The organism is Phyllobacterium sp. UNC302MFCol5.2, assembly GCF_000686005.1.
Taxonomy (GTDB): Bacteria; Pseudomonadota; Alphaproteobacteria; order Rhizobiales; family Rhizobiaceae; genus Phyllobacterium; species Phyllobacterium pellucidum.
This window is the reverse complement of the sequence record NZ_JMLL01000018.1, coordinates 43,788-55,989: the sequence shown is the minus strand read 5'-3', so window position 1 is coordinate 55,989 and position 12,202 is coordinate 43,788. Positions and strand designations below refer to the sequence as shown.

At 59.7% G+C, this 12,202-nt stretch carries 11 protein-coding genes; 5 read left to right on the top strand and 6 right to left on the bottom strand.

From position 1 onward, the window contains the following. The first annotated feature begins 82 nt into the window (after positions 1-82). Positions 83-694, top strand: a complete 612-nt coding sequence (locus BR48_RS0122555; protein WP_027233382.1) for a glutathione S-transferase family protein — start codon at positions 83-85, stop codon at positions 692-694. Positions 695-715: 21 nt separating this feature from the next. On the opposite strand, the gene BR48_RS0122550 is transcribed toward BR48_RS0122555, so the two are convergent. Next, positions 716-1,633, bottom strand: a complete 918-nt coding sequence (locus BR48_RS0122550) for a LysR family transcriptional regulator (RefSeq protein ID WP_027233381.1) — start codon at positions 1,631-1,633, stop codon at positions 716-718. Positions 1,634-1,760: 127 nt separating this feature from the next. Here BR48_RS0122550 and BR48_RS0122545 point away from each other — a divergent pair, with 127 nt between their 5' ends. After that, positions 1,761-2,792, top strand: coding sequence for an NAD(P)-dependent alcohol dehydrogenase (locus BR48_RS0122545; RefSeq protein ID WP_027233380.1), 1,032 nt, complete (start codon positions 1,761-1,763; stop codon positions 2,790-2,792). A gap of 112 nt (positions 2,793-2,904) precedes the next feature. Here BR48_RS0122545 and BR48_RS0122540 read toward each other — a convergent pair whose 3' ends face one another. After that, positions 2,905-3,117 carry a cold-shock protein gene (locus BR48_RS0122540; protein ID WP_027233379.1) on the bottom strand — a complete coding sequence of 71 codons (213 nt, stop codon included), beginning with the start codon at positions 3,115-3,117 and terminating at the stop codon, positions 2,905-2,907. Between the two features lie 324 nt (positions 3,118-3,441). Between BR48_RS0122540 and BR48_RS0122535 the strand changes: the two genes are divergently transcribed. Next, on the top strand, positions 3,442-5,226 hold the full coding sequence (locus tag BR48_RS0122535; RefSeq protein WP_081815997.1) for an ABC transporter ATP-binding protein/permease: 1,785 nt from the start codon (positions 3,442-3,444) through the stop codon (positions 5,224-5,226). Positions 5,227-5,270: 44 nt separating this feature from the next. On the opposite strand, the gene BR48_RS0122530 is transcribed toward BR48_RS0122535, so the two are convergent. From BR48_RS0122530 to carB, 3 genes are all read right to left on the bottom strand, one after another. Further along, a complete protein-coding gene (locus BR48_RS0122530; RefSeq protein WP_027233377.1) occupies positions 5,271-5,669 on the bottom strand; it encodes a type II toxin-antitoxin system VapC family toxin in 399 nt (132 codons plus the stop codon). Continuing rightward, positions 5,669-5,902: an AbrB/MazE/SpoVT family DNA-binding domain-containing protein gene (locus BR48_RS0122525; RefSeq protein WP_027233376.1), complete on the bottom strand. Its 234-nt coding sequence runs from the start codon at positions 5,900-5,902 to the stop codon at positions 5,669-5,671. The genes BR48_RS0122530 and BR48_RS0122525 overlap by 1 nt, the downstream gene beginning before the upstream one ends. Before the next feature lie 71 nt (positions 5,903-5,973). Further along, positions 5,974-9,459, bottom strand: a complete 3,486-nt coding sequence (gene carB / locus BR48_RS0122520; protein WP_027233375.1) for a carbamoyl-phosphate synthase large subunit — start codon at positions 9,457-9,459, stop codon at positions 5,974-5,976. Between the two features lie 338 nt (positions 9,460-9,797). Between carB and BR48_RS0122515 the strand changes: the two genes are divergently transcribed. After that, the gene (locus BR48_RS0122515; protein WP_027233374.1) at positions 9,798-10,736 is read left to right on the top strand and encodes a neutral zinc metallopeptidase; all 939 of its coding nucleotides are present in this window, start codon (positions 9,798-9,800) and stop codon (positions 10,734-10,736) included. A 36-nt stretch (positions 10,737-10,772) separates the two neighbouring features. Here the strand turns inward: BR48_RS0122515 and BR48_RS0122510 are convergent, their stop codons facing one another. Next, a complete protein-coding gene (locus BR48_RS0122510; protein WP_027233373.1) occupies positions 10,773-11,495 on the bottom strand; it encodes an aspartate/glutamate racemase family protein in 723 nt (240 codons plus the stop codon). Between the two features lie 145 nt (positions 11,496-11,640). Here BR48_RS0122510 and BR48_RS0122505 point away from each other — a divergent pair, with 145 nt between their 5' ends. Next, a complete protein-coding gene (locus BR48_RS0122505) occupies positions 11,641-12,105 on the top strand; it encodes an Lrp/AsnC family transcriptional regulator (protein ID WP_027233372.1) in 465 nt (154 codons plus the stop codon). Positions 12,106-12,202: the final 97 nt, after the last annotated feature.

Genomic DNA, 12,202 nt, shown 5'->3' with positions numbered 1-12,202 from the left:
CGCTTGTCCCATCCTTCAAGCAAAATGATTGGACATTGCGCGAAGGAGCGAAAATATTCGCCTGCCACAGGAGACCATCCATATGCCGAAACTCTACTCACAGCCCGAATCCGGAAACTGCTACAAGCCACGACTTTTGATGGCGAAATTGGCGATGCCGTTCGAGCATATCCATGTGTCTTCCGTGGACGGTTCAACGCGCAAGCCTGAATATCTGGCAAAAAATCCGAACGGCAAGGTGCCCTTGCTCGAGCTCGACGACGGGCGGTTCATCGCAGAATCAAACGCAATCCTGCTGCACCTTGGCGAAGGCAGCCGCTTCATTCCCGAGGACCCCTACGAGCGGGCGCTGATGTATCAGTGGCTGTTCTTCGAGCAGTATACGCATGAACCGAACATCGCCGTGAGAAAGGCCTTGTTCGTCTATCCGGAACGGGCCAAGGAGGCGACGCCAGAGCGGCTCGCGGCAACGCTAGAGGGGGGAAACAAGGCGCTCCTCGTCATGGAAACGCAGCTGCAGAAAACGCCATATCTGGTGGGCAGCAGCATGAGTCTCGCCGACATCGCCCTCTACGCCTATACACACGAAGCCAATCGCGGCGGCTACGATCTTTCAGCCTACCCGTCGATTGCAAAATGGCTGAGCCGGGTTGCTGCAGACGAAGGACACGTGCCAATCACGTGGATTCCGTAAGAACCATCCCACTCGCCCTAGTCACTTGATCTCGCGGTCTGCGCCGGTCATGCCCGGAAGGCGGCTCGCCAAGGCGTCGACGAGGACGCGCAGGCGGGCGGGCATGAAGGGGGCGGTCGGCCATACCGCGAATGTGTCGAAGATCAGAGGCTCAAGCCCGGTCAACACCTGAACCAGACGGCCTGCGCGAACGTGATCGCGGATCAGCCAGCACGGCGCCCATACGAGGCCAAGACCGCTCGCGGCAGCATCCGCCGCAGCCTCAAGATCGTCAACGATGAGCAAACTTCGCGTCGGGGCAGCGAAGGTGCCGCCGCGCCCGTCAGGGAACAGCCAGGGGCGGGCATTTCCGTCGCGGCCATAGGTGATGGCATCGTGTGCAGCGACGTCATCGAGTGTACCCGGCGTCCCGCGCGCGGCGAGATAGTCCGGCGACGCGCAGATGGCCATGCGCTGGCGGGCGATACGGCGTGCGCTCAATCCTGCCCTGTCCGGAAGCACGGTGTTGCGCACGATCAAGTCGTAACCCTCTTCGATAAGGTCCACGGTCCGGTCGGTGAAGGAGACGTCAAATCGCAGTCGCGGATATTGCCGGGCGAGATCGAAGACGACCGGCGCCACGCAGCGCCGGCCGAAGATTGCCGGTACGCTGATCCGCATGCGGCCGGCTGGCTCGGCCATTTCCGAGGTCAGAGCAAATTCGGCCGCCTCGACTTCAGCGAGGACGCGCAGCGAGCGCTCGTAGAAGGCGTGCCCCTCTGCAGTCAGCGCAAATGCCCGGGTTGTGCGATGGCAGAGCCTCACGCCAAGCCGCTGCTCGAGGCGTGCCACGGTCTTGCCCACCGCCGACCTCGACATGTGCAGGCGTTCGGCCGCTGCCGAGAATCCGCCCGCGTCGACAACTGCAACAAATTCCTGAATGCCGGCGAGTTTGTTCAACGTCCTTGATCCTCATTGTAGACAGTAGCGATACAATATTGATGCTGATTGGCGCAACTGTTGTGCTCGCGGCGCATATATGGTCGACACCTCAACCCGGAGGCGGGTGCGATAGAAAGGTGTATCCATGACAACGACGATGCGACGCTGGCAATTGACCGCGGCCGGCAGGGAAAATCTAAAGTTGGCGGAGGTACCGGTTCCGCAACCAGGGCCCGGCGAAATATTGATCAAGGTCTTCGCCGCGTCGTTGAACTATCGTGACAAGCTGCTGATCGATGACGGTTTCGGCTTGCCCGATCCGCTGACGGAACCGGTGGTGCCTGCTTCCGACCTTTCCGGCATCGTCGCCGGGGTCGGCGACGGCGTGACGCGCTTTGCCGTGGGCGACAGCGTCATCTCCACGTTTATTCCCGATTGGATAGATGGCGACGGCCCGGGGACCGCGAGAGAGCCCAACGGGCGCACGCTCGGGGGCACGGTGCAGGGGGTTCTTGCCGAGTATGTCGTTCTCCACGAAGACTGGGCGGTGCGAGGCCCTGCCACCCTTACGCACAGCGAGGCCAGCACGCTGCCCTGCGCTGGACTGACCGCGTGGATGGCGCTTGTCGAGCGTGGACAATTGCGGGCGGGACAGACTGTCCTCATTCTTGGCACCGGCGGCGTTTCGCTGTTCGGGCTTCAAATCGGCCTGATGCACGGGGCCGAAATCATCGTCGTTTCAGGGGACGACAAGAAGCTGGCTCGCGCGAGCGAACGCGGCGCCCACCACGGAATCAATCGCAAGAAAGAGAATTGGGTGGCCGCCGTTCATCGCCTGACGCGCGATCACGGCGCCGATCATATTCTCGAAACCGTGGGCGGCGCCCATCTTGGCAAATCGCTCGAGGCGGCTGCCGTCGCGGGGCGCATCTCCCTTATTGGCATTCTCGAAGGGCTGGATGTGTCCGGGAGCTTTGGCGCATTCGCCCGCAAGCGACTGATCGTCGAAGGTCTTCAGGTCGGCCATCGGCGGGGACTTGAAGATCTGGTAAGGGCCTATGACGTTTCAGGCGTAAAGCCGATCATCGAGGCCAGCTACACGTTGGCTGAGCTCAACGCTGCGCTTGATCATCTTGATCGGGGACCGTTCGGTAAAGTTGTTGTTGAACTCGCTTAGAAGTTGAGTCCGGCGGACCGACGAATCTCTTGATATAAAACGAAAAAGGCGGGGTGAACCCGCCTTTCTCAATTCTGTGCTTCAGAAATCGAACGATTCCCGGTTTGCGGCATCAACCCGCGACGCTGAGGTTGTCAGCGGACGACTTGCCCGAACGACGGTCCTGAACGATTTCGTAGTTGACCTTCTGACCGTCATTGAGGCCGCGCAGACCTGCGCGTTCAACAGCGGAAATATGGACGAATACGTCGGCACCACCGGTATCAGGCTGGATGAAACCGTAGCCCTTAGTGCTGTTGAACCATTTCACTGTTCCCGTAGCCATGGGAAATTCCTTTCAGATGTATAAGACAGGCAGCATGCACATATGCAGCCCAGGGAATCGAACCTATGCAATGGAGTTCATCAGGAAGCGCAACGGGTTACGCAGGTCGCAAAGTCACTCGACCGATAAAATCGATGACGGATACATATGACAGATTCCGGCCCAAAACAAGCCGGATTCAAAATGGCCTGCCATCGAGGTTACCGCGCAGCGCTTGCGCGCGTAAATTTTGCCCCTACATTCCGTCTTGCATTTCAGCGCATTATCCGACGTGTGTTAGAAGGTAGAACAAGGCCGACTCGCGGTCGCCCACAGGGGAAACTCATGGCGGAGCAGAAACCGAACCGATCCACGCCCACCTCCGTCGCGGGCGAAGTGGAAGCGGGTCTCTGGGCGCAGCTTCGCGTCATCGGCAATATCTACTGGATTTCGCCGGTTCGTAACCGCCTTATTCTCCTCATTCTCGGCGTCTTCGCCATTATCATCGTCACCTCGGCGGGGCAGGTCCTTCTCAACCGCTGGAACGTGCCGTTCTATGATGCCCTGTCGCGCCGCGATTTTTCGGCGTTCGTCGATCAGCTCATGGTGTTCTTCGCCATTGCCTCGGTGCTGCTCGTGCTCAACGTGGCGCAGACCTGGCTCAACCAGATGGCGCGCCTCAAACTGCGCGAGGGGCTGACGCGCGATCTCGTCGGCGAATGGCTGCAACCAAGACGGGCATTCAAGCTCTCCAATTCTGGTCCGATCGGCGTCAATCCCGACCAGCGCCTGCATGAGGACGCCCGCCACCTCGCCGAAATGTCGACCGATCTCGGCTTCGGGCTGTTGCAGGCGTCGATATTGCTGATCAGCTTCGTCGGCGTGTTGTGGACGTTTTCCAGCGGCTTCGTCTTCAACGTGGCGGGCTACAGCTTTTCCATACCTGGCTACATGGTCTGGGCAGCATTTCTCTATGCCGGCATCGCTTCGTGGATCAGCTGGCTCGTCGGACGCCGGCTCATCCATCTCAATGCCGACCGATACCAGAAGGAATCGGAACTGCGCTTCTCGCTGATGCGGGTCAACGAACATATCGATGCGATTTCGCTCTACCGCGGCGAGGCCGACGAAAATCGCCGGCTCGGTTTCGATATCGACCGACTGCTTGGTGCAATTCGCCTGCTGGTCACCGCCTTGACCCAGCTGACCTGGGTCACGTCGGGTTACGGCTGGATCACCATCGTTGCCCCGATCCTCGTTGCAGCGCCGGTCTACTTTGCCGGTAACCTGTCCTTTGGCGGCTTGATGGCTGCGATCGGGGCGTTTAACCAGGTGCACGACGCGTTGAAATGGTTCGTCAACAATTTCGGCGCCATTGCCGATTGGCGCGCCACGCTTTTGCGCGTTACGTCATTCCGCCAGGCTGTTCAGGCGACCGACCTCATGAACAGTGTTGACCAGCGCATCAAGTTCACCGAGACGGATTCCAACCAGATCGTCCTGGAATCGCTGAAAATCACCGCGCCCCGGGCAACGGTTCGGCTGAAGGAAAAGAAGGCGGTCGTCAAGGAAGGCGAGCGGGTCCTGATAACCAGCGAAGCTGGGATAGACCGGACATTGCTGTTCCGCGCCATTGCCGGCCTCTGGCCGTGGGGTGCCGGAACGGTCAGCCTGCCCGCCAACACCTCGATCCTCTATATGCCGCGTTCGCCCTATTTTCCGCCGGGCAGCCTGCGGGGAGCGATGTCGTATCCGCAAGGCGAGGAAGCCTTTTCCGACGAGCAACTGGTATCGGCCCTTCATGAACTCGGCCTGACCCGGCTTGAATCAATGCTCGATTTCCGCGCGCGCTGGGACAGGGAACTCAGCGACGACGAACAGCAATCGCTGGCCTTTGCCCGCCTCAAACTGCACGAACCAAGCTGGGTGGTGATCGATGAGGCCCTCGACGCCATGGAACCTGCCGCGCATGAGCGGGTCATGAAGGTTTTGCGCAACCATCTCGCCAAGTCGACCGTGGTGCATATCGGGCGGGAGGACAAGGACGAAAAGCTCTTCGCCAAGGTGCTGCACTTCGTCAGCGACCCGTCGGGCCACGGGCTCGAGAACGAAGGGATCGAAGGGGTGTAGCGGCTACCAGATTGTGTGGCCTCGGCGTCGCGATACAGGATCAGCTATACCCAGTTCTCGACCTGAAGCCCCTGCATGCGGTCAAACTCTCGTCTATTGTTGGTCACGACGATCAGGCCCTCGCTGCGCGCATGGCCGCCGATCTGGATGTCATGGGCGCCGCAAGGCGTGCCGCTTCTCATCAATGCCGCTCGTATCTGGCCGTAGTGCATGGCTGCAGCCGCGTTGAAGGGTAGGACCTCCAGGCGGGCGACGAAATGCTCGATCGCCTGCAGGTTCTGGTCGATACGAGCGGATTTCTCCGCGCCAAAATAGAGTTCACCCAATGTGATGCTGGAAATGCACAAATAATCTGCCAGTCGGTTGAATTTATCCCGCAATTCGGCGGGATAGTTCTTCATAACGTAGATGCAAATATTGGTATCCAGCATGTAGCGCAGCATCATAGTGGCTCGCGCTCTTCAGCAGCAGGTTGCTCAAGCTCCGCCATAAAGTCGTCACTCAGCCTGGGGCCACCGCCGAAAAGGTCGTCCCACCGCTTGCCTTGCGGAACGATCAAGCGACTTCGGCCGATCTTGAGGATATCGACTTGATGGACGTTTTCGGGAAAGGCGACGGCTTTTGGTAAGCGCACCGCCTGGCTCCGATTGCTGGTGAAGACCGTTGAACTCGCCATACATGCCTCCTGTATATCCCGATGGGATATACATAATACGCGCGATTGTTTAAAACAAGCTTCCTGTCAGTTCAAACGAAATAATCCTGCAGCGGCCTGACCTCAAGCGAACCCGCCTTCAATGCCGCGATTGCTTCGGCGACCGCATCAGCACCCGAGAGGGTGGTGTAATATGGCACCTTCTGCATCAGCGTCGCGCGGCGGAGAGACTTGGAGTCCGAGATCGCCTTGGCGCTGTCCGTGGTGTTGAAGACCAACTGGACCTGCCGGTTGCGGATGGCGTCCTCGACATGCGGGCGGCCTTCCTGAACCTTGTTGATCTTCTGGGCCGCAACGCCGTTTTCCGAGAGGAAACGGGCCGTGCCGCCGGTCGCCATGATTTTGAAGCCGAGCCCCGAGAGACGCTTGACGGCCGAAAGTATACCCGGCTTGTCGTCGTCGCGGACAGAAACGAACAGCGTTCCATCGCGCGGAAGATCGACACCGGCGCCGAGCTGTGATTTGGCAAAGGCCAGTGCATAGTCATAGTCGAGGCCCATGACCTCACCGGTCGAGCGCATCTCTGGCCCAAGCAGCGTATCGACGCCGGGGAAGCGTGCGAACGGGAACACCGCTTCCTTGACGGCGATGTGCTTGCGGCCTGTCGTTGCCGGCTTGCCGCCATAATTAGCAAGCGCCTGATCCAGCGTTTCGCCCGACATTATCCGTGCTGCGACCTTGGCAATCGGCGTTCCGATGGTCTTGGCGACGAAGGGCACTGTACGAGACGCGCGGGGGTTCACTTCTAGCACATAGATCGTGTCGTCCTTGATGGCATATTGCACGTTCATCAGGCCGACGACATTGAGCGATTTGGCAAGCGCCGCCGTCTGCTTTTCGAGTTCCGCGACGGTTTCAGCGGAGAGGGAGTGGACGGGCAGGGAGCAGGCGCTGTCGCCGGAATGGATGCCGGCCTCCTCGATATGCTCCATGATGCCGGAAACCCAGGTGTCCTTGCCGTCGCACAGGCAGTCGACATCGACCTCGATGGCCTCTGTCAGATAGCGGTCGAAAAGCAGCGGGTTTTTGCCGAGGAGCGTATTGATCTGCCCGGTTTTATCATTGGGATACTTCTGCTTGATTTCCTCAGGCACGAGTTCGGGAACCGTGTCGAGAAGGTAGCTCTGCAGCGACCGCTCGTCATGGATGATCTGCATGGCGCGTCCGCCGAGCACGTAGGACGGGCGTACCACAAGCGGGAAGCCGAGTTCGCCGGCAATGGTGCGGGCCTGCTCAACCGAATAGGCGATACCGTTTTTCGGCTGGGTCAGATCAAGCTTGACCAGAAGCTTCTGGAAGCGGTCGCGGTCCTCTGCAAGGTCGATCGCGTCCGGCGACGTGCCGAGGATCGGGATACCGGCTTTCTCCAGCGCATCGGCGAGCTTGAGCGGCGTCTGGCCACCGAACTGGACGATCACGCCATGGAGCGTTCCGGCGCTCTGTTCCGTGCGTAGGATTTCAAGGACGTCTTCAGCCGTCAACGGTTCGAAGTAGAGCCGGTCCGAGGTGTCGTAGTCGGTCGAAACGGTCTCCGGGTTGCAGTTGATCATGATGGCTTCGTAGCCGGCGTCGCGCAGCGCGAAAGCGGCATGGCAGCAGCAATAGTCGAATTCGATACCCTGGCCGATACGATTCGGGCCGCCGCCGAGGATGACGACTTTCTTGCGATCGGAAACCTCGGCCTCCGAGGCGAGCGCGCCGGCGAAGGGTACTTCATAGGTCGAATACATATAGGCGGTCGGCGAGGCGAACTCGGCGGCGCAGGTATCGATGCGCTTGAAGACCGGATGGACGTCGAGCTTGTTGCGAAGCTTGGTGACATCGGAGGCCTCGACCTTGGCGAGGCTGGCGAGACGCGCATCGGAAAAGCCCATGCCCTTCAGCATGCGCAGGTTCTGCGCGTCCTGCGGCAGGCCATGCTCGCGCACCCGTTCTTCGGTGGCAATGATTTCCGCCATCTGTTCGAGGAACCACGGGTCGATCTTGCAGCCCTCGTGCACCTCCTCGACGGAAAGACCAAGCCGCAGCGCCTGCGCCACCATGCGCAGCCGGTCCGGCGTGGGCGTGCCGATGGCGGCGCGGATCGCATTGTTGTCGTTGCCCTCGCCAGTGCCGGGAATCGTAATTTCGTCGAGGCCGGTCAGACCGGTTTCAAGGCCGCGCAGCGCCTTCTGCAGCGATTCCTTGAAGGTGCGTCCGATCGCCATGACCTCGCCGACCGACTTCATTGCCGTTGTCAGGATCGGTTCGGCGCCAGGGAATTTCTCGAAGGCAAAGCGTGGAATCTTGGTGACGACATAATCGATCGACGGTTCGAACGATGCCGGCGTCGCGCCGCCGGTAATGTCGTTCTCGAGTTCGTCGAGCGTGTAGCCGACGGCGAGCTTGGCCGCGACCTTGGCAATGGGGAAGCCCGTCGCCTTCGATGCCAGCGCCGAGGAGCGCGACACGCGCGGATTCATCTCGATGACGATCAGCCGCCCGTTTTCCGGGTTGACGGCGAACTGGACGTTCGAGCCGCCGGTCTCGACCCCGATCTCGCGCAGCACCGCGATCGAGGCGTTGCGCATGATCTGGTATTCCTTGTCGGTCAAGGTCAGAGCGGGGGCAACGGTGATCGAGTCGCCGGTATGGACGCCCATCGGATCGACGTTCTCGATCGAGCAGATGATGATGCAATTGTCCGCCTTGTCGCGAACAACCTCCATCTCGTACTCCTTCCAGCCGAGCACCGACTCCTCGATCAGCACCTCGGTCGTCGGCGAGGCATCGAGGCCGCTGCCGATGATTTCATAGAACTCGGTACGGTTGTAGGCGATGCCGCCACCGGTGCCGCCCATGGTAAAGGAAGGACGGATGATTGCCGGGAGGCCGACATGGTCAAGCGCGGCCCCGGCCATGCCGAGTGCATGCGAGACATAACGCTGCTTGCGGTCGCCTTCCCCGAGCTGCCATTCGGTCTCGAGCTTGTCGAGCGCGGCGTCGAGTTCCGCGCCGGAAAATTTCGCTTTCACCGCCTCGCGCTGCTCCTGGTGCAGGCGGCGGTCGTGATCCTTGACGTCCGTGGCATTGGCCAGCATCGAGCGCGGTGTTTCGAGGCCGATCTTGGCCATCGCCTCGCGGAAAAGCGCCCGGTCCTCGGCCTTGTCGATAGCGGCGGCATCGGCGCCTATCATCTCGACATTGTAGCGATCGAGAACGCCCATGCGGCGCAGCGAAAGCGCGGTATTGAGCGCGGTCTGGCCGCCCATGGTCGGCAGCAGCGCGTCCGGACGCTCTTTGGCGATGATCTTCGCGACGACTTCCGGGGTGATCGGCTCGATATAGGTGGCGTCGGCAAGCTCCGGATCGGTCATGATCGTCGCCGGATTGGAATTGACGAGGATGACCCGGTAGCCTTCTTCCTTCAGCGCCTTGCAGGCTTGCGTGCCGGAATAGTCAAACTCGCATGCCTGACCGATGATGATCGGGCCAGCGCCGATGATCAGAATAGATTTGATGTCGGTGCGTTTTGGCATGGTCGGTTCCTATCCATAGCGTGCTGCACAAAAAACCGCACGGGTTTCGACCGTACGGACAGACACTTAAGTTCCAGATGCGAGGCTAAGGCTGCCTTATAGGCAAAGGAATCGCATTACGTAACCCCAAAAACGCGGCATTTCGTGCTTTTTCGCCGCAGTTTGGGGCATGTTTGCGGCTCGGCCTTGCCGCTGCATCGATCGGTCATGAAAGTTGATTATGTGTCGTCGGCGCCTCTGCGTTGAAAAATAGCCGCATGCGTGAAACAAATATCGCACTATACTGTTGATAGTGCAGCATATCGGCCGGTTCGTCGGCTGGCTTTGGGGAGATGGACATGCGTTGGCAAGGCCGCAGGCAAAGTGACAATGTTGAGGATCAACGCGGCGAGGGCGACGGCGGCTTTCCCGGAGGCATCGGGCGCGGCGGGTTTCGGTTGCCGACAGGCGGCGGTTTCAGCACGGCGCGCGGCGGCGGCTTTTCAGGCATCGTCATTCTCGCGGCGATTTTCCTGTTCCTGAAGTTCTGCACCAATATCGATCCCATGCAGATCCTCGTCGGTTCTGGCGAAGATGGCGGTACGCTTTCGCCGAGCCAGACCCAGTCGCCCTCGGGCGGCGACACGTCCGTCAAGAGCAATGACGAGATGACCCAGTTCGTCCGGACGATCCTTGCCGAGACCGAGGACGTCTGGAGCGGCATCTTCCAGGCAGAGGGCCAGACTTATCCGGCGCCCACCATGGTGCTCTTCAACGGGCAGGTGCGGTCCGCTTGCGGTTTCGCCAGTGCGGCGTCCGGCCCGTTCTATTGCCCCGGTGATCGCAAGCTCTACATCGATCTGAGTTTCTATGACGAACTGGACAAGAAGTTCGGCGCATCGGGCGACTTCGCCCAGGCCTACGTGCTTGCCCACGAAGTCGGCCACCATGTGCAGAACCTGATCGGCGTGCTGCCCAAGTTCAACCAGATGCGGCAGAACATGAGCGAGACAGATGCCAATGCCATGTCTGTTCGCGTCGAGCTCCAGGCCGACTGTTTTGCCGGCATCTGGGGTCACTTCACCGAGCAGAAGGGCATTCTCGAAACGGGCGATCTGGAAGAAGCATTGAATGCCGCACAGAAGATCGGCGACGATACGCTGCAACGCAAAATGCAGGGTTATGTCGTACCGGAGAGCTTCAACCATGGCACCTCGCAGCAACGCGCGACCTGGTTCAAGCGCGGATTCGACAGCGGCAAGCTCGATAGCTGCGATACGTTCAACAGCAAGATCTGATGCCGCCGGTTGCCTCCCGTAGCGGGAGGCACTCCGCTAGATGGCTTCTTGATCGCTGATCCGGTCAAGGCCGAGCGCATGGGCGACGGCCGCTCTAGAGTGGATCGTTGTCGAGTCGAATACCGGCAGGGCCAGATTGTCATCGGTCAGTGAAAGGCAGATTTCAGTGCAGCCAAGGATGACGCAATCGGCGCCGGCTTCCTTGCCGCGCTGCACGATCTTTTCGAGCGCATGACGGGAATCATCCTTGACGATGCCGCAGCACAGTTCATCGAAGATCACAGAATGAACCTTTGCGCGATCGATCTCGTTCGGCACCATGACCTCGATAGCAAAGTAATCGCGCATGAATTCGGCATAGAAGCCGTGTTCCATCGTATAGCGGGTAGCCAGCAGCAGCGGCCGGCTTTTGCCTGCGGCAGCCAGCGCTTTCGCGGTTTCGGTGCGGATATCGATAAGCGGCACGCGAATAGAGGCTGCGACGGGTTCGGCGACGAGGTGCATGGTATTGGTGCAGATGAGCACACAATCAGCGCCGGCAGCTTCGAGGTGCTGGGCCGCACCGGAGAGGAGCACAGCGGCATCGCCCCAGCGATTGGCTTTCTGCAAGGCAACGACTTCGGAGAAGTCGAGCGACTGCATGGCAATCTTTGCCGAGACCAGCCCGCCAAGTCGCTCACGGATCATCTCATTGATCTGGCGATAATAAACAGCGGTGCTTTCCCAGCTCATTCCGCCAATCAATCCAATAGTGCGCATACTAACCCCTTGCTGTGTGACCTGGGGAAAGGATAGGCGGGAACACGCGCAAAAGCTTCGCAAACTTGGCGCCTTTTGGTTGCGGCTTTGCAAAAAGTCAGCGTAGTATGCATCTAACATGCGATAATTAGGCTCGGTTTGATCAATGTTCGACGATCGCGATCGGAAAATCCTTGATTTGCTGCAGAATGACGCGTCCCTCGGCGTATCTGAACTCGCCGAACGGGTGAACCTTTCGGTATCGGCATGCTCGCGCCGCATCCAGCGCCTCGAAGAGGAGGGATTTATCGCGCGACGCGTGGTCCTCCTTGATCGTCCGCTGATGGGATTGCCGACGACGATGTTCGTCATCGTCCGCACTGCACGCCATTCGGCCGAATGGCTCGAACAATTCCGCAAGGCGATCAACGACATTCCGGAGATCGTCGAGGTGCATCGCATGACCGGTACGATCGACTATATCCTGAAACTCGTTCTGCCCCGGGTCGAGGCCTATGACGGCATTTATCGGACGCTGGTCGAAAGGGTCGAGTTCTTCGATATTTCAGCGTCGGTTTCGATGGAGATCCTGAAGACTACAACTGCTGTGCCGACGCGCTACGTGCGCTAGCATTTGGCAGCAGTTGTCAGGAGCAAGCCCGCTTTCAGCCAGAAATCGATGGCATTTTGCGCCATTTCCTGTTCATGTTCACGAATTGTTTCGCGCC